The 23,744-nt window shown below is 65.7% G+C and carries 24 protein-coding genes; 22 read left to right on the plus strand and 2 right to left on the minus strand.

The features are described from left to right. Together ptsP and nagE are read left to right on the plus strand one after the other, a co-directional pair. Window positions 1-1,448 (plus strand): phosphoenolpyruvate--protein phosphotransferase (ptsP, locus tag ACG97_RS14465; protein WP_047968079.1); only part of this gene is annotated, 1,448 nt, incomplete at its 5' end. A gap of 78 nt (window positions 1,449-1,526) precedes the next feature. Then, entirely contained in the window at window positions 1,527-3,179 is a 1,653-nt protein-coding gene (nagE, locus tag ACG97_RS14470) for an N-acetylglucosamine-specific PTS transporter subunit IIBC (RefSeq protein ID WP_082133809.1), read from the plus strand. A 79-nt stretch (window positions 3,180-3,258) separates the two neighbouring features. Here the strand turns inward: nagE and ACG97_RS14475 are convergent, their stop codons facing one another. Then, window positions 3,259-3,777, minus strand: a complete 519-nt coding sequence (locus ACG97_RS14475; protein WP_047968080.1) for an RDD family protein — start codon at window positions 3,775-3,777, stop codon at window positions 3,259-3,261. A 234-nt stretch (window positions 3,778-4,011) separates the two neighbouring features. Here ACG97_RS14475 and ilvB point away from each other — a divergent pair, with 234 nt between their 5' ends. From ilvB to ACG97_RS14530, 11 genes are all read left to right on the plus strand, one after another. Next, complete coding sequence (gene ilvB / locus ACG97_RS14480; protein ID WP_047968081.1) at window positions 4,012-5,778, plus strand: biosynthetic-type acetolactate synthase large subunit; 1,767 nt, start codon at window positions 4,012-4,014, stop codon at window positions 5,776-5,778. A 9-nt stretch (window positions 5,779-5,787) separates the two neighbouring features. After that, the gene (ilvN, locus tag ACG97_RS14485; protein WP_047968082.1) at window positions 5,788-6,279 is read left to right on the plus strand and encodes an acetolactate synthase small subunit; all 492 of its coding nucleotides are present in this window, start codon (window positions 5,788-5,790) and stop codon (window positions 6,277-6,279) included. 51 nt (window positions 6,280-6,330) lie between these two features. Beyond that, entirely contained in the window at window positions 6,331-7,347 is a 1,017-nt protein-coding gene (gene ilvC, locus ACG97_RS14490) for a ketol-acid reductoisomerase (RefSeq protein ID WP_047968083.1), read from the plus strand. A gap of 269 nt (window positions 7,348-7,616) precedes the next feature. Continuing rightward, window positions 7,617-8,381 carry a CDP-diacylglycerol--serine O-phosphatidyltransferase gene (gene pssA / locus ACG97_RS14495; RefSeq protein ID WP_047968084.1) on the plus strand — a complete coding sequence of 255 codons (765 nt, stop codon included), beginning with the start codon at window positions 7,617-7,619 and terminating at the stop codon, window positions 8,379-8,381. Between the two features lie 200 nt (window positions 8,382-8,581). Further along, window positions 8,582-10,372 carry a 2-isopropylmalate synthase gene (locus ACG97_RS14500; protein WP_047968085.1) on the plus strand — a complete coding sequence of 597 codons (1,791 nt, stop codon included), beginning with the start codon at window positions 8,582-8,584 and terminating at the stop codon, window positions 10,370-10,372. Window positions 10,373-10,586: 214 nt separating this feature from the next. Continuing rightward, the gene (bioD, locus tag ACG97_RS14505) at window positions 10,587-11,228 is read left to right on the plus strand and encodes a dethiobiotin synthase (protein ID WP_047968086.1); all 642 of its coding nucleotides are present in this window, start codon (window positions 10,587-10,589) and stop codon (window positions 11,226-11,228) included. A 146-nt stretch (window positions 11,229-11,374) separates the two neighbouring features. Next, on the plus strand, window positions 11,375-12,490 hold the full coding sequence (gene coxB, locus ACG97_RS14510; RefSeq protein ID WP_047968087.1) for a cytochrome c oxidase subunit II: 1,116 nt from the start codon (window positions 11,375-11,377) through the stop codon (window positions 12,488-12,490). A 12-nt stretch (window positions 12,491-12,502) separates the two neighbouring features. Further along, window positions 12,503-14,146 (plus strand): cytochrome c oxidase subunit I, encoded by a 1,644-nt coding sequence (gene ctaD, locus ACG97_RS14515; RefSeq protein ID WP_047968088.1) that lies wholly within the window; start codon window positions 12,503-12,505, stop codon window positions 14,144-14,146. A gap of 1 nt (window position 14,147) precedes the next feature. After that, window positions 14,148-14,690 (plus strand): cytochrome c oxidase assembly protein, encoded by a 543-nt coding sequence (locus ACG97_RS14520; RefSeq protein ID WP_047968089.1) that lies wholly within the window; start codon window positions 14,148-14,150, stop codon window positions 14,688-14,690. Beyond that, entirely contained in the window at window positions 14,687-14,866 is a 180-nt protein-coding gene (locus ACG97_RS14525; protein WP_047968090.1) for a DUF2970 domain-containing protein, read from the plus strand. The genes ACG97_RS14520 and ACG97_RS14525 overlap by 4 nt, the downstream gene beginning before the upstream one ends. 15 nt (window positions 14,867-14,881) lie before the next feature. Beyond that, window positions 14,882-15,736 (plus strand): cytochrome c oxidase subunit 3, encoded by an 855-nt coding sequence (locus tag ACG97_RS14530; RefSeq protein WP_047968091.1) that lies wholly within the window; start codon window positions 14,882-14,884, stop codon window positions 15,734-15,736. A gap of 12 nt (window positions 15,737-15,748) precedes the next feature. On the opposite strand, the gene ACG97_RS14535 is transcribed toward ACG97_RS14530, so the two are convergent. Next, the gene (locus tag ACG97_RS14535; protein ID WP_047968092.1) at window positions 15,749-15,943 is read right to left on the minus strand and encodes a DUF2909 family protein; all 195 of its coding nucleotides are present in this window, start codon (window positions 15,941-15,943) and stop codon (window positions 15,749-15,751) included. Here ACG97_RS14535 and ACG97_RS17390 point away from each other — a divergent pair. The 9 genes from ACG97_RS17390 to hisC all read left to right on the plus strand — a co-directional run bounded on the left by ACG97_RS17390 (window position 15,942) and on the right by hisC (window position 23,744). Next, the gene (locus ACG97_RS17390; RefSeq protein ID WP_082133810.1) at window positions 15,942-16,685 is read left to right on the plus strand and encodes an SURF1 family cytochrome oxidase biogenesis protein; all 744 of its coding nucleotides are present in this window, start codon (window positions 15,942-15,944) and stop codon (window positions 16,683-16,685) included. The two genes, ACG97_RS14535 and ACG97_RS17390, sit on opposite strands and share 2 nt — an antisense overlap. Continuing rightward, the gene (locus tag ACG97_RS14545; RefSeq protein ID WP_047968093.1) at window positions 16,657-17,100 is read left to right on the plus strand and encodes a hypothetical protein; all 444 of its coding nucleotides are present in this window, start codon (window positions 16,657-16,659) and stop codon (window positions 17,098-17,100) included. The genes ACG97_RS17390 and ACG97_RS14545 overlap by 29 nt, the downstream gene beginning before the upstream one ends. Before the next feature lie 52 nt (window positions 17,101-17,152). Next, window positions 17,153-18,124: a heme A synthase gene (locus tag ACG97_RS14550; RefSeq protein WP_047968094.1), complete on the plus strand. Its 972-nt coding sequence runs from the start codon at window positions 17,153-17,155 to the stop codon at window positions 18,122-18,124. Continuing rightward, complete coding sequence (locus ACG97_RS14555; protein ID WP_047968095.1) at window positions 18,121-19,023, plus strand: heme o synthase; 903 nt, start codon at window positions 18,121-18,123, stop codon at window positions 19,021-19,023. The genes ACG97_RS14550 and ACG97_RS14555 overlap by 4 nt, the downstream gene beginning before the upstream one ends. Window positions 19,024-19,066: 43 nt before the next feature. Further along, a complete protein-coding gene (locus ACG97_RS14560) occupies window positions 19,067-19,615 on the plus strand; it encodes an SCO family protein (RefSeq protein ID WP_238377353.1) in 549 nt (182 codons plus the stop codon). A 52-nt stretch (window positions 19,616-19,667) separates the two neighbouring features. Continuing rightward, a complete protein-coding gene (locus tag ACG97_RS14565; RefSeq protein ID WP_156168056.1) occupies window positions 19,668-20,432 on the plus strand; it encodes a flagellar brake protein in 765 nt (254 codons plus the stop codon). Between the two features lie 27 nt (window positions 20,433-20,459). Then, entirely contained in the window at window positions 20,460-21,101 is a 642-nt protein-coding gene (gene hisG, locus ACG97_RS14570) for an ATP phosphoribosyltransferase (protein ID WP_047968098.1), read from the plus strand. Window positions 21,102-21,158: 57 nt separating this feature from the next. Next, window positions 21,159-22,460, plus strand: a complete 1,302-nt coding sequence (gene hisD / locus ACG97_RS14575; protein WP_047968099.1) for a histidinol dehydrogenase — start codon at window positions 21,159-21,161, stop codon at window positions 22,458-22,460. Between the two features lie 219 nt (window positions 22,461-22,679). After that, window positions 22,680-23,744 carry a histidinol-phosphate transaminase gene (gene hisC / locus ACG97_RS14580; RefSeq protein WP_238377354.1) on the plus strand — a complete coding sequence of 355 codons (1,065 nt, stop codon included), beginning with the start codon at window positions 22,680-22,682 and terminating at the stop codon, window positions 23,742-23,744.

The following is a 23,744-nucleotide window of genomic DNA, read 5'->3' on the forward strand; positions in this document are numbered from 1 at the left end:
GGCAGCAGGCGGCGGAGGGTTTCGTGCGCGAGGGCTGCAGCGCAGCGTTTGCCTACCGCCGCGCCATCCGGCAGCAGAGCGAGGTGCTGCTGGCGCTGGACAACGCGCTGCTGGCCGAGCGCGTCGCCGACCTGAAAGACCTCGAACGCCGCGTCATCGACGCGCTGCTGGGCGAGGCACCGGCGCTGACCGAGCTGCCGCCGCAGGCGGTGGTGGTGGCCGACGACCTGACGCCGTCGCAACTGACACGGCTGCCGCGCGAACGCCTCGCCGCGCTGGTGCTGGCCCGTGGCGGCGCCAGCAATCACGTCGCCATCCTGTGCCGCGCGCTGGCGATTCCGTCGCTGGTCGCCGCCGGCGACGCGGTGCTGGCGCTGGCCGCCGGCAGTACGGTGTGGCTGGACGCCGGTGACGGCTGGCTCGACCCGGCGCCGACTGCGGCCAACCTTGCCGCCGCGCACCAGCAGATTGCCGAGCGCGAGGCGCGGCGCGACAGCCTGCGCCGGCACGCGGCCGCTCCGGCGCACACGCTGGACGGCGTCGCCATCGAGGTCGCCGCCAACATCGTCAACGCGGCCGAGGCCGCGGCGGCGGTGTGCCACGGTGCCGACGGCGTCGGCCTGCTGCGCACCGAATTCCTGTTCGCCCACCGCAGCGACGCCCCGAGCGAAGCCGAGCAACGCGCCGCCTGCCAGGCGGTGCTGGACGCACTGGACGGCCGCACGGCCATCATCCGTACCCTCGACGCCGGTGGTGACAAGGAGGTGCCCTACCTGCCGCTGCCACCGGAAGACAACCCGGCGCTGGGCCTGCGCGGCATCCGCACCGGGCTGGCGATGCCGGCGGTGCTGGACAGCCAGCTGCGCGCGCTGTTGTCGCTCACACCGCTGTCGCGGCTGCGCATCCTGCTGCCGATGATTACCGACCTGTCCGAGCTGCAGCAGGTGCGCGCACGCATCGACGAGCTGGCCCGCGAGATGGGGCTGAGCGAGCGGCCGCAGCTGGGGGTGATGATCGAGGTGCCGTCCGCCGCGCTGCTGGCGGAGCAGCTGGCCGCCCACGCCGATTTTCTGTCGATCGGCACCAACGACCTGACGCAGTACACGCTGGCGATGGACCGCTGCAGCCCGGCGCTGGCGGCGCGGCTGGACCCGCTGCACCCGGCGGTGCTGCGCCTGATCGAGATGACGGTGCGCGGCGCGCGCCAGCACGGGCGCTGGGTCGGGGTCTGCGGCGCGATGGCATCGGATCTGGCGGCGGTGCCGGTACTGCTCGGCCTCGGCGTCACCGAGCTGTCGGTCAGCCCGGCGCTGGTGCCGGAGGTGAAGGCCTGCGTCCGCCAGCTGCAGCTGGCGCAGTGCCGCGAACAGGCGCAGGCGCTGCTGCAGCAAAGCTCGCCGCAGGCGGTGCGCGCGCTGCTGCAGCTGGCGGATACCGGTCAGCACTGAGGCGCACACGCAGAACACAACACAGCGTGGCGGGCCTCGCCGCCACGACTGATTCATAACGAGGCAGAGGAGAACACAGTGAATACTACGAGCAAATTTGCCGGTATCCAGCAGCTGGGTCGCGCGCTGATGCTGCCGATCGCGGTGCTGCCGGTGGCCGGCCTGCTGTTGCGGCTGGGCCAGCCCGACCTGTTGAACATCGCGGTGATGGCACAGGCCGGCGACGCCATCTTCGGCAACCTGGCGCTGCTGTTCGCCATCGGCGTGGCGGTCGGTTTCGCCCGCGACAACAACGGCACCGCCGGTCTTGCCGGTGCCATCGGCTACCTGGTGCTGACCGCGGTGCTGAAGGTGATCGACGCCAAGATCAATATGGGCGTGCTGGCCGGCATCACCGCCGGCATCAGCGCCGGCCTCTTGTACAACCGCTACAAGGACATCGCGCTGCCGTCCTATCTCGCCTTCTTCGGCGGCAAGCGCTTCGTGCCGATCGCCACCGGCTTTGCCATGCTGCTGGCCGGCGTGGTGCTGGGCCAGGTGTGGCCGCCGGTGCAGCACGGCATCGACAGCGTCGGCCACTGGCTGATCAACGCCGGCGAGATCGGGCTGTTCATCTACGGCGTGCTCAACCGCCTGCTGATCGTCACCGGCCTGCACCACATCCTCAATTCGCTGGTGTGGTTCGTGTTCGGCAGCTTCCCCGACCCGGCGATTGCCGGCAAGGTGGCCACCGGCGACCTCAACCGCTTCTTCGCCGGTGATCCGGGTGCCGGGCAATTCATGGCCGGTTTCTTCCCGGTGATGATGTTCGGCCTGCCGGCGGCGTGCCTGGCGATGTACCGCGCCGCGCTGCCGGAAAACAAGCAGGCGGTCGGCGGCATCCTGCTGTCGATGGCGCTGACCGCGGCGCTGACCGGCGTCACCGAGCCGGTGGAGTTCGCCTTCATGTTCCTGGCGCCACTGCTGTACGCCATCCACGCGGTGCTGACCGGGCTGTCGATGGCGCTGATGCACGCGCTGGACATCCGCCTCGGCTTCACCTTCTCCGCCGGCCTGTTCGACTACGCGCTGTCGGCGGGCAAGGGGCAAAACCCGTTGCTGATGCTGCCGGTGGGCGTGGCCTACTTTGCCGTCTACTACGGCGTGTTCAGCTTCTTCATCCGCAAGTACAACCTGCTGACGCTGGGTCGCGAGCCGGCCAGCAGCACCACGCTTGCGGCCAACGTTGGCCGCAAGGGCAGTGCGCGCGCCGCAGGCTTCATCACCGCGCTGGGTGGCGGCGCCAATCTCAAATCGGTGGATGCCTGCACCACGCGCCTGCGCCTGCAGGTGGGCCGAAACGAGCTGGTGGACGAGGCGGCGCTGAAGGCGCTGGGATCGCGCGGGCTGATCCGCCCGGCCCCCGGCAGCGTGCAGGTGGTGCTGGGGCCGGAGGCGGAAATCGTCGCCGACGAGATCCGCAGCGCGCTGGCGAACGGCGTGGTAACGGCGGACGACAACGATATCGACCGTGCGCAGTGGCTGGCGGCGCTGGGCGGCGCGGCCAACGTCAAGGCGGTGGCACTGGTGGCCGGCAGCCGGCTGCGGGTGGAGCTGGCCGACGCCAGCCGCGTCGATAGTGCACAGCTGAGCGCGCTGGGCGTCGCCGGGGTGATGCCGCTGCCGGGCAACCTGCTGCACCTGGTGCTGGGTGCGGACGCGCCGCGCTACGCGGCCGCGCTGCAGGTGTAAGCGTTCGCCGCCCGTGTGCGCCGGGCAAGGAAAAAGCCGCCAGACCGTACAGTCTGGCGGCTTTTTTGCGCTTATCGGCTCAGCGTTTGCGCGCCAGTGGCGGCAGCAGGCGCAGGCGGGTGCCGGCGAGGCGGTCGTGCAGGAACTGCTTGTCGTTGTCGATCAGCGCCCACAGCACCGGCAGGGCGTCCCACAGCAAGGCCACCGCCAGTGCATGCTGCCGCGAGTCGAACAGCGGCTGCCACGCGGTGTAGGCCAGCGCCGGCACGCCCAGGTACAGCACCAGCGCCACCACGAAGCGCATCGCCGCGTGCGGCCAGCGCAGCGCGCCGCCATCCGCCAGCGTCAGCTGCAGCCGCCACGGCTTCATCGCCAGCGTCTGCCCGCCGCGCGTCCAGCAATAGCCGAAGTAGCCGAACATCACCAGCGCCAGGAACAGCTGCATCAGCACGCTCATCCAGCGCGCGTTGCCGCTCCACACCACCAGCGGGGTGAACAGCGCGGCCGCGACCAGCAGCACGGCGCCCAGCAGCAAAGCTTCGTAGCACAGGCTGGCCAGTCGGCGCAGCAATCCGGGGTGGGTGAAATGTTGATTCATGCCGTGAAAATAATAATGAGGGAGTGAAAGGGCGGCGGCGGTAAAACCGCCGCAAGCAACCAGACATGGTATCAAAGCCGTCCCGTGCCGCCTACCCTGCAAAAGTGGCTGTTTTTGAATGTTTTTGGCGCTTTTTTGCACCTGCACAAAAGCGCTTGACCGCTATTTCAAACTTAAGCTAAGTTCATTCACTACGGGACATAAAACAACTACTCAGCAATCAAAGAGGCAAAGATGCAGATATCGGGCGCGGAAATCCTGGTGCGCAGCTTGCAGGCAGAAGGAGTCGAATTCGTTTTCGGCTACCCCGGCGGCGCGGTACTTGAGATATATGATGCAATTTTCAGGCAGCAAGAGTTCAAGCATGTGCTGGTGCGCCACGAGCAGGCCGCGGTGCACGCCGCGGATGCCTACTCGCGCTCCTGTGACAAGGTCGGCGTGGCGCTGGTCACTTCCGGCCCGGGTGCCACCAATGCGGTGACCGGCATTGCCACCGCCTACATGGACTCGGTGCCGATGGTGGTGATCTCCGGCCAGGTATCGACGCCGGCCATCGGTCTCGACGCGTTCCAGGAAGTGGACATGGTCGGTATCACCCGTCCGTGCGTGAAGCACAACTTCCTGGTCAAGGACATCAACGAGCTGGCCACCACCATCAAGAAGGCGTTCTACATCGCCGCTACCGGTCGTCCCGGTCCGGTGGTGGTGGACATCCCGAAAGACGTGACCCAGCAGCTGGCCGAATTCCACTACCCGGAAAGCGTGAGCATCCGCTCCTACGTGCCGGTCACCCGCGGCCATCCCGGCCAGATCAAGAAGGCCGCCAGCCTGCTGGCCGAAGCCAAGCGCCCGTACATCTACATCGGTGGCGGCGCCGTGCAGGGCAATGCCTCGGCCGAAGTGACCGAGCTGGTGCGCATGCTGGGCCTGCCGTGTACCAACACGCTGATGGGCCTGGGCGCCTATCCCGGCGACGACCGCCAGTGTCTGGGCATGCTCGGCATGCACGGCACCTACGAAGCCAATATGGCGATGCAGTACTGTGACGTGCTGATCGCCGTCGGCGCCCGTTTCGACGACCGCGTGATCAGCGTGCCGTCGCACTTCCTGGCACAGCCGAAGAAAATCGTGCACATCGACATCGACCCGTCCTCCATCGCCAAGCGCGTGAAGGTGGACGTGCCCATCGTTGGCGACGTGAAACACGTGCTGCGCGACCTGATCGACCTGATGAAGCAGAACGGGCAGCGCCCGGATGCGGCCAACCTCGCCGGCTGGTGGAAGCAGATCGAGCAATGGCGCAGCTACAACAGCCTGCTGTACACCCCGTCGACCGAGTTCATCAAGCCGCAGTCGGTGGTGCAGAAGCTGTACGAGATCACCGGCGGCGACGCCATCATCACCTCCGACGTTGGCCAGCACCAGATGTGGGCGGCGCAGTACTACCCGTTCAAGCGCCCGAAACAATGGCTGAACTCCGGCGGTTTGGGTACCATGGGTTTCGGCCTGCCGGCCGCCATCGGCGCGCAGCTGGCCAACCCGAATGCACAGGTGGCCTGCATTACCGGCGAAGGCTCGATCCAGATGAACATCCAGGAGCTGTCCACCGCCAAGCAGTACCACACGCCGGTGAAGGTGATTGCGCTGAACAACCGCTACCTGGGCATGGTGCGCCAGTGGCAGGAGTTCTTCTACGGCACGCGTTACGCCGAGTCCTATATGGATGCGCTACCGGATTTCGTCGGCATCGCCGAGGCCTACGGCCACGTCGGCATGAAGATCGAGAACCCGGCCGATGTCGAGGGTGCGTTGCGTGAAGCATTCAGCCCGGCATTGAAAGAGCGTCTGGTATTCATGGACTTCCGTACCGACCAGTCCGAAAACGTGTTCCCGATGATCCAGAACGGCAAGGGTCTGGACCAGATGGATCTGCCGCCGCATATGCGCGAGCTGCAGATTGCTCCTTTCGAGAACAACCGTGACTACGGCAACATGTGCTAAGGCAGTGGCATGAGACATATACTTTCGATTTTGCTGGAAAACGAAGCGGGCGCGCTGTCGCGAGTAGTGGGACTTTTCTCCGCACGCGCTTACAATATCGATTCACTGACGGTGTCGACTACCGAAGACCCGACACTGTCACGGATGACCATCGTCACCCACGGGTCCGACGAAGTCATCGAACAGATCACCAAGCAGCTCAACAAGCTGATCGAGGTGGTCAAGGTGATTGACCTCAACGAGTCCGACCATATCGAACGCGAGATGATGTTGATCAAGGTCCGTGCCACCGGCAAGGATCGGGAAGAAATGAAGCGGATGGCTGACATCTTCCGTGGTCGCATCATCGACGTGACGGAAAAGACCTACACCATCGAGCTCACCGGTACGAGCGAAAAGCTGGGCGCCTTTATCGAGGCGATCGACCGTTCAGTGATCCTGGAAACGGTGCGTACCGGTGCATCCGGAATTGGTCGCGGCGAACGTATTTTGAAGATCTGAATCACCGGGGCGGCCATCAGCTGCCCTCGAACAAACTAGGGACATAAGACAATGAAAGTTTTCTACGACAAAGACGCTGATCTTTCCATCATCAAGGATCAGAAAGTGGCCATCATCGGTTACGGCTCCCAGGGTCATGCGCACGCGCAGAACCTGAAGGATTCCGGCGTGGATGTGGTGGTGGGCCTGCGCAAGGACGGCGCATCGTGGAAAAAGGCCGAAGCGGCCGGTCACAAAGTGAAAGAAGTCGCCGATGCCGTGAAGAAGGCGGATCTGGTGATGATCCTGCTGCCGGACGAATCGCAGCCTGACGTGTACCACAGCGAAATCGCCCCGAACATCAAGAAGGGTGCCACCCTGGCCTTCGCGCACGGCTTCAACGTGCACTACAACCAGATCGTGCCACGCGAAGACCTGGACGTGATCATGGTGGCCCCGAAAGGCCCGGGCCACACCGTGCGTTCCGAGTACGTGAAGGGCGGCGGCGTGCCGACCCTGATCGCCGTGTACCAGGACAAGTCCGGCAAGGCCCGTGACGTGGCCCTGTCCTACGCTGCGGCCAACGGCGGCACCAAGGGCGGCGTGATCGAAACCAACTTCCGCGAAGAAACCGAAACCGACCTGTTCGGCGAACAGGCGGTACTGTGCGGCGGCGCGGTAGAACTGGTGAAAGCCGGTTTCGAAACCCTGACCGAAGCCGGTTATGCACCGGAAATGGCCTACTTCGAGTGCCTGCACGAGCTGAAGCTGATCGTTGACCTGATGTACGAAGGCGGCATCGCCAACATGAACTACTCCATCTCCAATAACGCGGAGTATGGCGAGTACGTGACCGGTCCGGAAGTGGTGACCTCCGCCACCAAGGAAGCGATGAAAAAAGCGCTGTACCGCATCCAGTCCGGCGAATACGCCAAGATGTTCATCCTGGAAGGCAAGACCAACTATCCGAGCATGACCGCCCGCCGTCGCCTGACTGCCGATCATCCGATCGAAAAAGTCGGTGCCGAACTGCGCGCGATGATGCCTTGGATCGCCAAGAACAAGCTGGTTGACCAGTCCAAGAACTAAGCCTGCCGCCTCGCGGTCAGTGTCAAGCCGGGCAGCTGCCCGGCTTTTTCTTTGCCTGCGTTCCGCGCGGTGGCGGCGGCCGGCGCCGCCCGTGCGGCGCGTCAGCGGCCTTGTATCCGCCGTGACGGCGCCGCCGCGCCGCATGACGCTTGGTAAGCGTGGCATCGCGCATTAGAATGCAGCATTGTCTTGCCGCCGGCGCGCAACGTTGGCCGCAAGTCCCGTTTCCTTCCGGCGCGCCTTGCCGCTGTCCGATGTCGAGAGTCTGCATGCATATTGACCCGAAGCCTATCAAGCCGTCCCTGCGTCGCCAGGGCATTTACCTGCTGCCCAACTCCTTTACCCTCGCCGCGCTGTTCGCCGGCTTCTACGCCATCGTGCAGGCGATGAACCAGAACTTCGAACACGCGGCGGTAGCGATCTTCATCGCGATGATCCTCGACGGCATGGATGGCCGCGTGGCGCGGCTGACGCACAGCCAGAGCGCGTTCGGCGCCGAGTTCGACAGCCTGTCGGACATGGTCAGCTTCGGTGTGGCGCCGGCGCTGATCGCCTACGAGTGGATGCTGAAGGACCTCGGCAAGCTGGGCTGGATGATCGCCTTCATTCACTGCGCCGGTGCCGCGCTGCGCCTGGCGCGCTTCAATACCATGATCGGCTCCACCGACAAGCGCTGGTTCATCGGCCTGCCCAGTCCGGCGGCGGCGGCGCTGGTGGCCGGCCTGGTGTGGATCTGCCACGCCTACGGCTACAACGACCTGCCGGGCTTGCAGTGGGTGGCGCTGGGCTTCACCGCCTTTTCCGGCATCACCATGGTCACCAATGTGAAATTCTGGAGCTTCAAGGAGATCCACCTGCGCCGTCGCGTGCCGTTCGTGATGCTGCTGGCGCTGGTGGTGGTGCTGATGCTGCTGATGTCGGAGCCGCCGCTGGTGCTGTTCGGCTTCTTCGTCTGCTACGCGCTGTCCGGCTACGTGATGGCGCTGCTGGGGCTGGGCAAGAAGACAGCGCCGCTGCTGCCGCCGCAAGCGTAAGACAAGCGCGGCACCGCTACGCGGCAGGCTGGACACGGGCGACTGCGGTCGCCTTTGTTTTGTCTGTAAATTCTACATATTGTCCGATATTTACGCTTTGACAACAGGTTTTGCCGTGCTGCAACAAAATTATTCGACAAAATTTGACAGCTTGTCGGGCGAAACGTAAGGTTGAGCCATAACAAACAAGGAGCAGTGGCATGCAATTGGACATCGAACGTCTGATCGAGGATTTTGGAGGCCCAGGCACGCTCGCGGAAGCGTTGAATGCGGCCTTCCCCGATGAGCCGGTGTCGCGTGCCGCCATCTACAAGTGGCGCGAGCGCGGCACCCTGCCGCTGGCGCAGCTGAACAAGCTGGCGCGGCTCGCCGCCGACCAAGGGAAACGGTTCGATTTCAACGACTATCTGACCGGGGCACTGGCCTCGGGACAAGGGAGCACACCTGACATGGGCGATCGTCTTTACATTTTTGATACCACCTTGCGTGATGGCGAACAGTCGCCGGGCGCGTCGATGACCAAGGAAGAAAAAATCCGTATCGCCCGTCAACTGGAGCGCCTCGGTGTCGACGTGATCGAGGCCGGCTTTGCCGCCGCCAGCCCCGGCGATGCCGATGCCATCCACGCCATTGCCGAAGTGATCAAGGAGTCGACCGTCTGTTCGCTGGCGCGGGCCAACGAGCGCGACATCCGTGCCGCCGGCGAGGCGATCAAGCCTGCCGCGCGCGGCCGTATCCACACCTTCATCGCCACCAGCCCGATCCACATGGAAAAGAAGCTGCGCATGACCCCGGACGAGGTGGTTGACGCTGCGGTGAAGGCGGTGAAACTGGCGCGCGAATACACCGACGACGTCGAGTTCTCCGCCGAGGACGCGCTGCGTTCCGACATCGATTTCCTCGCCCGCATCTTCGGCGAAGTGATCAAGGCCGGTGCCACCACGCTCAACGTGCCGGACACCGTCGGCTACGCGGTACCGAAGCTCACCGAGACCTTCTTCCGCGAGCTGATCGCCAAGACCCCGGGCGGTGACAAGGTGGTGTGGTCCGCCCACTGCCACAACGACCTCGGCATGGCCGTCGCCAACAGCCTCGGCGCGGTACTGGGCGGTGCGCGGCAGGTGGAATGCACCATCAACGGCCTCGGCGAGCGCGCCGGCAACGCCGCGATGGAAGAAATCGTGATGGCGGTGCGTACCCGCAAGGACGTGTTCAACGTGGAAACCCGCGTCGACGCTACCCAGATCGTGCCGGCGTCGAAGCTGGTGTCCACCATCACCGGCTATCCGGTGCAGCCGAACAAGGCCATCGTCGGCGCTAACGCCTTCGCCCACGAGTCCGGTATCCACCAGGACGGCGTGCTCAAGCACCGCGAAACCTACGAGATCATGTCCGCCGAATCGGTGGGCTGGACCGCCAACCGACTGACGCTGGGCAAACTGTCCGGCCGCAACGCGTTCCGCACCAAGCTCACCGCGCTGGGCATCGTGCTGGACAGCGAAGAGGCACTGAACGCCGCCTTCGCCCGTTTCAAGGAGCTGGCCGACAAGAAGCGCGAGATCTTCGACGAAGACCTGCACGCGCTGGTGTCCGACCAGCTGGTCACCGCCGAGCAGGAAGACTACAAGTTCGTGTCGCTGAAAGTGGCGACCGAGACCGGCGAGGCACCGCAGGCGCAGATCGTGTTCGTCGAGCACGGCAACGAGCAGCGTGCCGAATCTACCGGCTCCGGCCCGGTCGATGCCGCATTCAAGGCGATCGAGAGCGTGGTGAAAAGTGATGCAGTACTGGAGCTGTACTCGGTCAACGCCATCACCAAGGGTACCGAATCGCAGGGCGAAGTGACCGTGCGCCTGGCCAAGGACGGCCGCATCGTCAACGGCCAGGGGGCAGATACCGATGTGATTGTGGCCAGCGCCAAGGCGTATCTGGCGGCACTGAACAAGCTGCATAGCAAGACCGAGCGGGTATACGCCCAGGGCCCGGTCTAAACCGAGCGCGCAACCGCGGCAGCAAAACGTCCGACCCGGAAAGGTTGGCCGCCGCGGTAAAGATCAAAGGCCCACAAGGCCGCACCCTTCCGCCTTTGCCAGCACCACGGCAGACGCAGACAGCCGACCCACGAGGTCGGCATTGTCGCGTCTGTCTTTTCATTTGCCGGCTTGGCCTCATCTGCAGGCGGAGCTTTCCACAAGGACACTGCCCATGGCACAAGGCTATTTCATTACCGGCACCGATACCGAGATCGGCAAGACCCACAGCGCGGTGAAGCTGATCCGGCACTGGCAGGCGCAGGGCCGGCGCGTGCTGGCGATGAAGCCGGTGGCTTCCGGCTGCGACATCCTGCCGGATGGCAGCTGGCACAACGACGACGTGGCACGCTTGGTGGCCGCCACCGGGCAGACCGATCTGGCGCTGATGAATCCGTACCGCTTCCTGCCGCCGGTGTCGCCGCACATCGCCGCGCGCGCGGCCGGCGTGACCATCGATCCGGCATTGATCGTCGCACACTACCAAAGGTTGGCCGCAGACGCCGACGTGGTGCTGGTGGAGGGCGCCGGCGGCTGGCTGGCGCCGCTGTCGGACACGCTGGACATGCAGGGCCTGGCGCAGGCGCTGGGGCTGCCGGTGATCCTGGTGGTGGGCATGAAGCTGGGCTGCATCAACCACGCGCTGCTGACGGCGCAGGCAATTCGCGCCAGCGGCTGCACCCTGGCCGGCTGGGTCGCCAACCGCGTGGTGCCGGCGCAGCTGGCCTATGAAGACAATCTGGCGACGCTCGTACGCGCGCTGGGCGAGCCGCTGCTGAGCCTGCCTTACGAGGCGCCGGTCACGCCCGCAGCCTGAGCGCCGGCGCCGGTTTGCGGCGCTGCACCATGATAAATACTTGTTTTATCGGCTGATCTTCCTATTCTCGATAAAGCGCTGCGGCACAGATCGCGGCCAGCGACCGGGTTTCCGGCCAACACGAGACTTTACTTGGGGAAGACGCCATGGCCTGTCGTCGCGTCCTGTTACTGCTCACCGGCTGGTCGCCTGCCGTGCTGGCGGCCAACGTCAACCTGCCGCCGCCGGTTACCGGCATCGCGCAGGATATCTATGACCTGCACATGCTGCTGCTGTACATCACCGGCGGCATCTTCGTGCTGGTATTCGGCGTGATGTTCTGGGCCATCCTGCGCCATCGCAAATCCGCCGGCCATCAGGCGAAACACTTCCACGAAAACACCACCGTCGAAATCATCTGGACGCTGATTCCACTGTTGATTCTGGTGGCGATGGCGTGGCCGGCGACGCGGCTGATCCTGCAGCAGAAGAGCAGCGCCGGCGCCGAGCTGACCATCAAGGTCACCGGCTACCAGTGGAAGTGGCACTACGACTACCTCGACGACGGCGTCGCCTTCATGAGTCATCTGGCCACGCCGCAAAGCGCCATCCACCAAGTGGCCGACCGCGGCGAGCACTACCTGCTGGAGGTCGACCAGCCGCTGGTGGTGCCGACCGGCACCAAGGTACGGCTGCTGCTGACCGCCAACGACGTGATCCATGCCTGGTGGGTGCCGCAACTGGGGGTGAAACAAGATGCGATACCCGGCTTCGTGCGCGATGTCTGGTTCAAGGTCGATCGTCCCGGCACCTATCGCGGCCAGTGTGCCGAGCTGTGCGGCAAGGATCACGGCTTCATGCCCATCGTGGTGGAGGCCAAGGCGCCGGCCGATTACGCGCGCTGGCTGGCGGCACGCAAGCAGGCGGCTGCGGCCAACCTTGACGACCCCGCCAAGCAGTGGCCGCTGGCGGAGCTGATGGCGCGCGGCGAGAAGGTGTACACGCAGAACTGTGTCGCCTGCCACCAGGCCAACGGCAAGGGCATACCCGGCGCCTTCCCGGCGCTGGACGGCTCGGCGATGGCGACCAAGGACAAGCCCGGCCACATCGACATCGTGCTTAACGGCAGCAAGAAGAATGCCGCGATGGCGGCGTGGGGCAAGCAGTTGTCGGATACAGATATTGCGGCGGTGATCACCTACGAGCGTAACGCGTGGGGCAATCACACCGGCGACGTGGTGCAGCCGAAAGACATCAAGGCTGCCCGCGGCGGCAAAGCGTAAGGGGGAGAGGGCATGACTGCGATCGACAGTGCATTGCAGCCGGCGCACGACACCGCGCACGGCCACCACGCCAAGCCGGGCGGCATCACCCGCTGGCTGTTTGCCACCAATCACAAGGACATCGGCTCGCTGTACCTGTGGTTCGCCTTCAGCATGTTCATCTTCGGCGGCGTGCTGGCACTGTGCATCCGTGCCGAGCTGTTCCGGCCCGGGCTGCAGTTCTGGCAGCCGGAGCTGTTCAACCAGTTCACCACCCTGCACGGGCTGATCATGGTGTTCGGCGCCATCATGCCTGCCTTCACCGGGCTGGCCAACTGGATGCTGCCGCTGATGATCGGCGCGCCGGACATGGCCTTTGCGCGGATGAACAACTGGAGCTTCTGGCTGCTGCCGCCGGCGGCGCTGCTGCTGCTGATCTCGTTCGCGGTGCCCGGCGGGGCGGCGGCGGCGGGCTGGACACTGTACGCGCCGCTGTCGACGCAGATGGGCATGGGCATGGACCTGACCATCTTCGCCATCCACATCATGGGTGTCAGCTCGATCATGGGCTCGATCAACATCATCGTCACCATCCTCAACCTGCGCGCGCCGGGGATGACGATGATGAAGATGCCGATGTTCGCCTGGGCCAGCCTGATTACCGCCTACCTGATCATCGCGGTGATGCCGGTGCTGGCCGGGGTGGTGACCATGGTGCTGACCGACCGCCATTTCGGCACCCACTTCTTCAATGCCGCCGGCGGTGGCGATCCGGTGCTGTACCAGCACATCTTCTGGTTCTTCGGCCACCCCGAGGTCTACATCATGGCGCTGCCGGCCTTCGGCATCGTCAGCCATATCATCCCCACCTTCAGTCGCAAGCCGCTGTTCGGCTACACCTCGATGGTGTACGCCACCAGCTCCATCGCCATCCTCAGCTTCATGGTGTGGGCGCACCACATGTTCACCACCGGCATGCCGGCCACCGCGCAGCTGTTCTTCATGTACGCGACGATGCTGATCGCAGTGCCGACCGGGGTGAAGGTGTTCAACTGGATCGGCACCATGTGGCAGGGCAGCATGAGCTTCGAGACGCCGATGCTGTTCGCCATCGGCTTCATCTGCCTGTTTACCGTCGGCGGCCTGTCCGGGGTGACGCTGAGCATCGCCGCCATCGACATCCAGCTGCAGGACACCTACTACGTGGTGGCGCACTTCCACTACGTGCTGGTGGCCGGCGCGCTGTTCAGCCTGTTCGCCGCGGTGTACTACTGGTTTCCGAAGATGACCGGGCGCATGTACTCGGAGTTCTGGGGCAAGTTCCACTTCTGGTGGTCGCTGCTGTGGTTCAACGTGACCTTCTTCCCCATGCACTTCCTCGGCCTCGCCGGCATGCCGCGCCGCATTCCCGACTACAACATGCAGTTCACCGATTTCAACACCCTGGCCAGCGTCGGCGCCTTCTGTTTCGGGCTGGGGCAGCTGATCTTCTTCGCCAACATGCTGCACAGCCTGCGCCACGGCAAGCCGGCCGCGGCCAAACCGTGGGAGGGCGCCGACACCCTGGAGTGGCAGATCGCCACCCCGGCGCCGTATCACAGCTTTGTCGAGGCACCGGATCTGGAAGTCGGCGAAAACGGCCGCATCGACGCCATGCACGGCGGAAAGCACCACTGACATGGACAAGCCGCCCGCCACCCTGCACGACAACCGCCTGCTGCTGCTGAAGCTGCTGCTGCTGGCCTGCGTGATGTTCGTGTTCGCCTGGGGGTTGATCCCGGTCTACGACGCGCTGTGCCGGCTGACCGGGCTGGGCAGCCTGCAGCGGCCGGACGAGGTCGGCAGCCAAAGGTTGGCCGCAACGCCGCTGGCGCCGGTGCTGCTGACCTTCGATGCCACGGTGCAACCGGGGCTGCCGTGGCAGGTACGGCCGCTGACGCGCACGCTGCGTGCGGTGCCGGGCGAGTTCGTGCGCGTCGACTACGAGATCACCAATGCCAGCAACCGCCAGGTCGTCGGCCAGGCGATCCCGCGCTACCTGCCGGCGGCGGCGGCGGAGTACGTGAAAAAGCTGGACTGCTTCTGCTTTGCGCAGCAGGCGTTTGCCCCGGGCGAAACCCGGCGCTTTCCGGTGGTGTTCGTGGTCGACAAGAACGTGCCGGCCGGCCTCGACAGCATCACGCTGGCCTACACCGTGTTCGATGTGCCGGGGCGCTCATGAGGCCGCTACGCGCCCTGGCCGCGGTATTCTGCGCGTTTTTTGGCGTGCGGCGCGGCCGTGCGGCCAACGTTGACCGCCAGTTGCGCTTTGCCGACCTTATCGCGGCGGCGATCATTCTGGTGGCGCTGTTTGTCGGCGGCCTGCTGTTGCTGGTCAGCTGGCTGACGGCGCCCTGAGCGGACGGAGGAATCATGCATAACGACACCTCGCACCACTATTTCGTGCCCGATCCGTCGCGCTGGCCGATCATCGGCGCGGTGGCGCTGTTTGCACTGGGGCTGGGCGCCTCCTTCACCGTCAACGGCATCGCCGCCGGCAAGTTCGGCCTGCTGCTGGGGGTGCTGATCCTGCTGTGGATGCTGTTCGGCTGGTTCGGCGACGTGATCCGCGAAAGCCTGTCCGGCCGTTACCAGCGGCGCGAGGATGCCTCGTTCCGCTGGGGCATGAGCTGGTTCATCTTTTCCGAGGTGATGTTCTTTGCCGCCTTCTTCGGCGCGCTGTTCTACGTGCGGACCATCTCGGTGCCGGAGCTGGGCAACGAGCAGCACCAGCTGCTGTACCCCGGTTTTGCCGCCAGCTGGCCGCTGGCCACCGGCCCCGGCATCAGCGCGTCCTACCAGGCAATGGGGCCGTGGGGGCTGCCGGCGGTCAATACCCTGATCCTGCTGTCGTCTGGTGCCACGCTGACCTGGGCGCACTGGGGGCTGCTGTCCGGTTCCCGCAGGCAGCTGACAGGCGGCCTCGGGCTGACGGTGGTGCTGGGCGCGCTGTTCCTCGGGCTGCAGATCTACGAGTACGCGCACGCGATGAACGAGCTGGGCCTGTCGCTGGCCTCCGGCGCCTACGGCATGACCTTCTTCATGTTGACCGGTTTTCACGGCCTGCACGTGCTGCTGGGCGCCATCATGCTGGCGGTGGTGTGGCTGCGGGTGCTGCGCGGCCACTTCGACAGCCAGCACCACTTCGCCTTCGAGGCCGCGGCATGGTACTGGCACTTCGTCGACGTGGTGTGGCTGATCCTGTTCGTGTTCGTGTACTGGCTGTAGCGGCGGGAGGCGTCAGCGCCCGTGCGGCAGCCACCAGCCGAGCATGCCGCCGGCCATCAGCAGCAGGAACAGCCCCAGCGACAGTGCCACGCGCAGGGTCAGCGCCCTGACGGTCTGGCGCGGCGAAGTGCCGCGGCTGACGCTGTAGAGGGCAAAGGCCAGCGTCAGCATGATCAGCAACAGCAGGGTGATGGCGGCAATCTTCATGACATGTCCTCCGGTGGGTGTAATCCAGTCTAGCAGCCGTGCCGGCTTTCGCCGCCAGCGTGGCCGGCTGCGGCTGGCGTGGCTGTTGTGGTTGCTGGCGCTGCTGCCTTTTTTGCTTGCGCTGTGGCAATGGCAGCGCGGCCAGCAACGGCAGGCGCAGCTGCTCCACCATGAGTTCAACCTGCGGCAGGCACCGCAACCGTTGGCCGCACTGGCCGCCAGCACGGCGCCGGCCGGCCAGCGTGCGTGGCTGCAAGTGCGCGGCAGCGAGCCGGAGATCCGCGTCGCCAATGCGCTGCTCGGCGGGGCCAGCGGCATCCGCATCTGGCAGCCGGTGCAACTGCCCGACGGCAGCTGGGTGGTGGTCGATCGCGGCTGGCTGCGCGGGCCGGCGGCCTACGTGCGCATTCCGCTGCCACCACTGCGCTTGCAGGGCTACTGGCTGCCGCGACCGCAGCCCTACCTGCTGTCCGGTGCGCGGGTGGCGGATCGCGGCGAGGTCGATGCGCTGGACTGGGCGGCGCTGGCGCGGCGCCTGCCGGGGCGGCTGCACGACGGTCTGCTGGTGCTGGATGTGACCCTGCCGCCGCTGCAGCCGTGGCCGGTGCGGCCGCCGTTCGATCCGCAGCGCCACTATGCCTATGCCTTGCAATGGCTGCTGCTTGGGCTATGCCTGATTACAGGAGCATGGATCGTGCAGAGGAGGGGACGGGATGAGCGCTCGGGATCGCGGACGGGTTAAGTTGCTGCTGATTGCGCTGCTCTGCGCGCTGCCGGTGCTGGCGTCGTGGCTGTCGTACCGCTGGCTGCCGCCGGCCGGTGGCAAGAGCTACGGCCAGCTGTTGGCGACACCGCTGCCGCAGGCGCGGCAGCAAGGTTGGCCGCAAGGGCGCTGGGTGCTGCTCGACGCCGCCGCAAGCTGCAATCCGGCCTGCGAGCAGCGCCGCTTCGCGATGCGGCAGATCCACACCGCGCAGGGCGAGGCCGCCACGCGGCTGGTGCGGCGCCAGCAGGCCGATGCCACGCTGCGGCAGGACGGTTTCTATCTGGTGGACCCGCACGGCAACGGCGTGCTGTTCTACCCGGATGGCGCCGCGCCGGCGGCGGTGATCAGGGAAATTCGCAGTGTGCTGAAAAACAATAACAGCCTCGGCTAAAGTGGCCGCGGCAACGGCTGTCCGTGCCGGTGCGGGCAGGGAAGGGGGCAGGATGAGACGCGTGCTGTGGCTGGCCTTGTTGCTGGTGTGCATCGTGGTGCCGCTGGGGGCGTACGTACGGCTGTCGGATGCCGGTCTTGGTTGTCCGGACTGGCCGGGCTGCTATGGCCGGCTGTCGCCGCTGCACGCGGCGCCGCTGATCCAGGAACAGCATGCGGCCAACCCTGACGGCCCGGTGAGCATGGCCAAGGCGTGGAAGGAAATGAGCCACCGCTATCTGGCCGCCAGTCTCGGCCTGCTGCTGCTGGCGCTGAACGTGCTGGCTTGGCGTCAGCGCCGGCTGCGCGGCTGGGCGGCGCTGCTGCTGTTGCTGGTGTGCGTGCAGGGCGCGCTGGGGATGTGGACCGTCACCCTGCTGCTGAAACCGGCCATCGTCAGCGCCCACCTGCTGGGCGGCATGACGCTGGCGGCGCTGCTGGCCGCCTGCTGCTGGTGGCAGCGGCGCCTGCCGCAGCGCCACGCGGTGGGGGCGGGCAGCTTCGCGCTGGCGCTGCTGCTGCCCTTGCTGCTGCTGCTGCAGATCGCGCTCGGCGGCTGGGTGTCGAGCAATTACGCGGCGCTGGCCTGCCAGGGCTTCCCGGCCTGCAACGGCGCGTGGTGGCCGGACGCGCAGTGGCAGGGCGCCTTCCATCTGCTGCGCGAATTGGGCGAAGGCCCGGACGGCGCGCCGCTGCTGGGCAGCCACCTGCTGGCCATGCACTGGGCGCACCGGCTGGGCGCCGCGCTGGTGTCGCTGCTGTTGCTGTGGCTGGCGCTGCGGCTGTGGCGCCAGCCACCGCTGCGACCGCTGTTGTGCCTGTTGCTCGGTAGCTGGCTGCTGCAGGTTTCGCTCGGTGTCGGCAACGTGCTGTTGCAACTGCCGCTGCCGCTGGCGGTGGCGCACAACGCCGGTGCCATGCTGCTGCTGATCGTCTCCACGCTGCTATTGCTGTCGCTGGATCCCGCCACGAGGAGAACACGATGACCGCCCTGACCACTCCCTCCCTGCGTCGTCATGCCGGTGCCCTGTGGCAGCTGGCGAAACCGAAAGTGGTGGCGCTGATCGTGTTCTGCGCCGTGATCGGCATGGTGCTGGCGGTGCCAGGCTGGCCCGACCCCGGCCGCATGCTGGCCGCCACGCTCGGCATCGCGCTGGTGGCCGGCGCTGCGGCGATGATCAACTGCCTGGTGGAGCGCACCATCGACGCGCGCATGCGCCGTACCGCGCGCCGCGCCACCGCCAGCGGCGAGCTGGGGACGGCCGAGACGCTGCTGGTGGCGCTGACCGCGCTGGGGCTGGGCATGGCGCTGCTGATCGCGCTGGTCAACGCGCTGACCGCGTGGCTGACCCTGGCCACCTTTGCCGGCTACGCCATCGTCTACACCCTGCTGCTGAAGCCGAACACGCCGCAGAACATCGTGATCGGCGGCGCCAGCGGCGCGATGCCGCCCATCCTCGGCTGGGCGGCGATGACCGGCGAGGTCAGCGCGATGGCGATGGTGCTGTTCCTGATCATCTACACCTGGACGCCGCCGCACTTTTGGGCGCTGGCGCTGTACCGCCGCGACGACTACGCCCGCGCCGGCCTGCCGATGCTGCCGCTGACCCACGGCCAAGCGTTCACCACGCTGTCCATCCTGCTCTACACCGTGCTGCTGGCGGCGGTGACCCTGCTGCCGCTGGCGTTGCAGGCAGCGGGGGCGGTGTACCTGCTGGCCATCCTGCTGCTCAACGCGCGCTTTGTGCAGCTTGCCGCCCGCCTGCACCGTCATTATGCTGACGACTCCGCGCGGCGCTGCTTCCGCTGGTCGATCCAGTTCCTGACCTGGTTGTTCGCCGCCCTGCTGCTAGACCGCGTCTTTTTCCTGCCCCTGAGTGGATGACCTCATGCCCTTGCTTGTACGTTTGCTGCTGCTTGTTGCCCTTATGACCGGATTGGCTGCCTGCGATGGTGCGCCGCCACCGCCGGCGTTCAAGGGTACCGACATCAGCGGCGCCAGCTTTGGCCAGCCGTTTACCCTTACCGGTCACGACGGCAAACGCCACTCGCTGGACGAGTTCAAGGGCAAGGTGGTGGCGCTGTTCTTCGGCTATACCCACTGCCCGGACGTGTGCCCGACCACCATGCTGGAGTTCGCCCAGGCGGCCAAGCAGTTGGGTGCCGATGGCGACCGGCTGCAGGTGCTGTTCGTCAGCGTCGACCCGCAGCGCGACACGTCGCCGGTGCTGGCCGGCTACATCCCGCATTTCGACCCGCGTTTTCTCGGCCTGACCGGCAGCGAGGCAGAAGTTGCCGCCGTGGCCAGCAACTTCAAGGTCGTCGCCCAGCGCCAGCCGGCGGCGGGCGGTGGCTACAGCGTGGATCACAGCGCCGGCAGTTATCTGTTCGATCGGGAGGGCAAGTTGCGGGTGTATTTGCCCTACGCCACGCCGGCCAGCGATATCGCCCATGATGTAAAGGCCTTATTGGGTTAAACTCCGTAGTGACCGTTGTATCCTTTACTACCGCATTCCGGACGTCGTAACCGTGACCGATGACCTCACGCCCGGTGCCGCCAGTGGCAGCACCCAGCCCAGCATAGACCTGAGCAAATACACGCTGACCAGTGCGGCTGAAGTGGTGCATCACCTGCGCGGCATCGTGCAGCAGGGGCAGATGGTGACGGTATTTTCCAACAAGGGAAAATCCTTCATCCTGACCCGCATCCTGGCGCTGGACAACGTCGCCCGCACCATGGTGCTGGACTGGGGTGCCAACGAGCACGCCAACAAGCTGTTCCTGGAGAGCGAGCGCAATATCTACGTCTGTTCGCCGGCCGGGGTCAAGACCCAGTTCACCACCGGCCAGCCGCGCCGTATCAGTTTCCAGGGCGGAGACGCCTTCGAGGTGGAGCTGCCGGAGCAGGTGATCAAGCTGCAACGCCGCGAGTTCTTCCGCATTCCCACCCCGATCGTCAATCCGGTGCTGTGCCAGTTCCTGGACCATCCTGCCGGCGAGCTGTCGCTGCCGCTGGCCGACATCAGCCTCGGCGGAGCCGCGCTGGTGTTGTCCACCGCACAGGCGGCCAAGTTCCATGTCGGCGACCTCTACCAGGTGTCGATCGAGCTGAAACCGTTCGGCGTGTTGCAGGTGCAGCTGGAAATCCGCCACCTGATTCCGGTTCAGCATAAAAACGGTCAGGAAAGCATTCGTGCCGGATGCTGCTTCGCCAATATGAACACCCCGCGCGAAACCATGGTGCAACGTTACGTGGCCAACCTTGAGCGAGAGCGCCGGGCTCTGGTACGCTGATCCCCATTATTGCAACGCATCAATATCATGACCCTGACCATTGCCCTCTCGAAGGGCCGCATTTTTGAAGAAACCCTGCCGTTGCTGGCCGCTGCCGGCATCGAACCTGCCGAAGCCCCGGAATCCTCGCGCAAGCTGATCATCGGCACCAACCGTCCCGACGTGCAGCTGGTGATCGTGCGCGCGTCCGACGTGCCGACCTACGTGCAGTATGGCGCCGCCGATCTGGGCATCGCCGGCCGTGATGTGCTGATCGAGCACGGTGGTGCCGGGCTGTACCAGCCGCTGGACCTCAACATCGCCAAGTGCAAGATGATGGTGGCGGTGGAAAACGGCTTCGACTACGACGCCGCGGTCAAGCACGGCGCGCGCCTGAAGATTGCCACCAAGTACCCGCAGATCGCGCGCGAGCATTTCGCCGCCAAGGGCGTGCACGTCGACATCATCAAGCTGTACGGCTCGATGGAGCTGGCGCCGCTGGTCGGCCTCGCCGACGCCATCGTCGATCTGGTGTCCACCGGCAGCACGCTGAAAGCCAACAACCTGCTGGCGGTGGAACACATCATCGACATCAGCTCGCGACTGGTGGTGAACCAGGCCGCGCTCAAACTCAAGTACGACACCATCCAGCCGGTGCTGGACGCCTTTGCCGGCGCGGTGTCGCAGTAAGCCTATGCCCGTTGCGGCCAACTCTGAGGTTGGCCGCAAGCCTATGGAGCCGTAACCATGCAACGCCTGTCTTCCTCCCAAGCCGATTTCGACGCCCGCCTCAAGGCGCTGCTGGCCTTTGAAACCGCCCAGGATCCGGCGGTCGACGCCGCCGTGGCCGCCATCTGTGACGACGTCAAGGCACGCGGCGACGCGGCGGTAGTGGAATACACCAACCGTTTCGACCGCATGAACGTGGCCGACATGGCGGCGCTGACGCTGAGCCGCGAGCAGCTGCAGGCTGCGCACGACCGCCTGCCGGCGCACGTGCGCGAGGCGCTGGAAGCCGCCGCCGAGCGCGTGCGCCGTTACCACGAAAAGCAGCTGGCACACTCGTGGAGCTACGAGGACGAAGACGGCACCCTGCTCGGCCAGCAGGTGACGCCGCTGGACCGCGTCGGCATCTACGTGCCCGGCGGCAAGGCCGCCTATCCCAGCTCGGTGCTGATGAACGCGCTGCCGGCCAAGGTCGCCGGCGTCGGCGAGATCATCATGGTGGTGCCGACGCCGAACGGCGAACAGAACGACCTGGTGCTGGCCGCCGCCTACATCGCCGGTGTCGACAAGGTATTCACCTGTGGCGGCGCACAAGCCGTCGCCGCACTGGCCTACGGCACCGAAAGCGTGCCGCAGGTGGACAAGATCACCGGCCCCGGCAATGCCTACGTCGCCGCCGCCAAGCGCCGCGTGTTCGGCGTGGTCGGCATCGACATGGTGGCCGGCCCGTCCGAGATCCTGGTGATCTGCGACGGCGACACCGACCCGGACTGGATCGCGATGGACCTGTTCAGCCAGGCCGAGCACGACGAGATCGCGCAGGCCATCCTGCTGTCCCCGTCGGCCGACTTCATCGCCCGCGTCGAGGCCAGCATAGCGAAGCTGCTGCCGGCGATGCCGCGCCGCGCCATCATCGAGGCCAGCCTCGGCAACCGCGGTGCACTGATCCAGGTGCGTGATCTGGAAGAAGCCTGCGCCATCTCCAACTACATCGCGCCAGAGCATCTGGAGCTGTCGGTGGCGGAGCCGGAGACGTACTTGGACAAGCTGCGCCACGCCGGTGCCATCTTCATGGGCCGCTTCACCTCGGAAAGTCTGGGCGACTACTGCGCCGGGCCCAACCACGTGCTGCCGACCAGCCGCACCGCACGTTTTGCCAGCCCGCTGGGGGTGTACGACTTCCAGAAGCGCAGCAGCCTGATCCGCGTGTCGCACGCCGGCGCGCAGAAGCTGGGCAAGATCGCCAGCATCCTGGCGCACGGCGAGGGACTGACCGCCCACGCCCGTGCCGCGGAGCTGCGACTGGACCCGGCCGGCGACTGAGCGCGCGGCGACCCCAACCCCGTCTTGTCATGGCCAGCACTGCTGGCCATTTTCATGTCATGGTGTGGCCCTGCCACGCGGTTGCGCTGCCGCAGAAAAGCCGCCGCGGAGCTAGGCGCCCCCTGCCAAAACAGGTAGGATGAAAGTCTTGTGAATTGATTGTGTCGGGCTTTGCCGGCAGTTCCATCCGGCGCCGCCGGTAACGAAATGTCGAATAAAATGTCTATACAGAAGCTGTTCCGCCCCGACGTGCTGGCCATGCAGGCCTACCACGTTGCCGATGCCGCCGGCTTTATCAAGCTGGACGCCATGGAAAACCCGTACCGCCTGCCAGAGCCGCTGCGCAGCGAACTGGGACAGACCTTGGCCGATGTCGCCCTCAACCGTTACCCCGATCCGCACGGCGATGGCCTGAAGGAGCAGCTCAAGGTTGCCTTTGCCATCCCCGCCGCCGCCGATGTCATCCTCGGCAACGGCTCCGACGAAATCATCACCCTGATCACCCAGGCACTGGCCGCCCCCGATATCGTGGTGATGGCGCTGGAGCCGTCGTTCGTGATGTACAAGCTCAACGCGCAGTTCTCGCGCGTGCGCTACGTCGGGGTGCCGCTGGCCGCCGATTTCAGCCTCGACCTGCCGGCCACGCTGGCCGCCATCGCCAGCCAGCAGCCGGCGGTGGTGTTCGTGTCCTACCCCAACAACCCGACCGGGCCGCGCTTTGCCCGTGCCGAGGTGCAGGCGATTCTCGATGCCGCCCCAGGGCTGGTGGTGGTCGACGAGGCCTACCAGGCGTTTGCCGACGACAGCTTCATGGATCTGGCCGGCAGCCACGAGCGCCTGATCGTGATGCGCACGCTGTCCAAGCTCGGCCTCGCCGGCTTGCGTCTGGGCTATGCCGCTGGTCACCCTGAGGTGATGGCGCAGCTGGACAAGGTGCGCCCGCCGTACAATATCAACGTGCTGACCCAGGCCGCCGCCAAGTTCGCGCTGCGCCATATCGCGGTATTCGACGCGCAGGCGGCGGAATTGCGCCGCGAACGCGAAAGGTTGGCCGCCGCCCTGAGTGCGCTGCCGCAGCTGAAGGTGTTCCCGTCGGAGGCCAACTTCCTCACCGTGCGCGTGCCGGATGCGCTGGCGCTGTTTGCCGCGCTGAAAGAGGCGCGCATCCTGGTGAAAAACCTGCACGGCTACCATCCGCTGCTGGCCAACTGCCTGCGCCTGACCGTCGGCAGCCCGGACGAAAACACCGCGGTTCTGGCCGCGATCACCACCTACTTTGCCTGA

It is taken from the genome of Vogesella sp. EB, from assembly GCF_001037925.1.
Classification (GTDB): domain Bacteria; phylum Pseudomonadota; class Gammaproteobacteria; order Burkholderiales; family Chromobacteriaceae; genus Vogesella; species Vogesella indigofera.

Coding starts and splice junctions, on each gene's coding strand:
- ACG97_RS14475 (WP_047968080.1), bottom strand. CDS start 3,777: ATGAATCAACATTTCACCCACCCCGGATTGCTGCGCCGACTGGCCAGC.
- ilvB (WP_047968081.1), top strand. CDS start 4,012: ATGCAGATATCGGGCGCGGAAATCCTGGTGCGCAGCTTGCAGGCAGAA.
- ilvN (WP_047968082.1), top strand. CDS start 5,788: ATGAGACATATACTTTCGATTTTGCTGGAAAACGAAGCGGGCGCGCTG.
- ilvC (WP_047968083.1), top strand. CDS start 6,331: ATGAAAGTTTTCTACGACAAAGACGCTGATCTTTCCATCATCAAGGAT.
- pssA (WP_047968084.1), top strand. CDS start 7,617: ATGCATATTGACCCGAAGCCTATCAAGCCGTCCCTGCGTCGCCAGGGC.
- ACG97_RS14500 (WP_047968085.1), top strand. CDS start 8,582: ATGCAATTGGACATCGAACGTCTGATCGAGGATTTTGGAGGCCCAGGC.
- bioD (WP_047968086.1), top strand. CDS start 10,587: ATGGCACAAGGCTATTTCATTACCGGCACCGATACCGAGATCGGCAAG.
- coxB (WP_047968087.1), top strand. CDS start 11,375: ATGGCCTGTCGTCGCGTCCTGTTACTGCTCACCGGCTGGTCGCCTGCC.
- ctaD (WP_047968088.1), top strand. CDS start 12,503: ATGACTGCGATCGACAGTGCATTGCAGCCGGCGCACGACACCGCGCAC.
- ACG97_RS14520 (WP_047968089.1), top strand. CDS start 14,148: ATGGACAAGCCGCCCGCCACCCTGCACGACAACCGCCTGCTGCTGCTG.
- ACG97_RS14525 (WP_047968090.1), top strand. CDS start 14,687: ATGAGGCCGCTACGCGCCCTGGCCGCGGTATTCTGCGCGTTTTTTGGC.
- ACG97_RS14530 (WP_047968091.1), top strand. CDS start 14,882: ATGCATAACGACACCTCGCACCACTATTTCGTGCCCGATCCGTCGCGC.
- ACG97_RS17390 (WP_082133810.1), top strand. CDS start 15,942: ATGACATGTCCTCCGGTGGGTGTAATCCAGTCTAGCAGCCGTGCCGGC.
- ACG97_RS14535 (WP_047968092.1), bottom strand. CDS start 15,943: ATGAAGATTGCCGCCATCACCCTGCTGTTGCTGATCATGCTGACGCTG.
- ACG97_RS14545 (WP_047968093.1), top strand. CDS start 16,657: ATGAGCGCTCGGGATCGCGGACGGGTTAAGTTGCTGCTGATTGCGCTG.
- ACG97_RS14550 (WP_047968094.1), top strand. CDS start 17,153: ATGAGACGCGTGCTGTGGCTGGCCTTGTTGCTGGTGTGCATCGTGGTG.
- ACG97_RS14555 (WP_047968095.1), top strand. CDS start 18,121: ATGACCGCCCTGACCACTCCCTCCCTGCGTCGTCATGCCGGTGCCCTG.
- ACG97_RS14560 (WP_238377353.1), top strand. CDS start 19,067: ATGACCGGATTGGCTGCCTGCGATGGTGCGCCGCCACCGCCGGCGTTC.
- hisG (WP_047968098.1), top strand. CDS start 20,460: ATGACCCTGACCATTGCCCTCTCGAAGGGCCGCATTTTTGAAGAAACC.
- hisD (WP_047968099.1), top strand. CDS start 21,159: ATGCAACGCCTGTCTTCCTCCCAAGCCGATTTCGACGCCCGCCTCAAG.
- hisC (WP_238377354.1), top strand. CDS start 22,680: ATGTCTATACAGAAGCTGTTCCGCCCCGACGTGCTGGCCATGCAGGCC.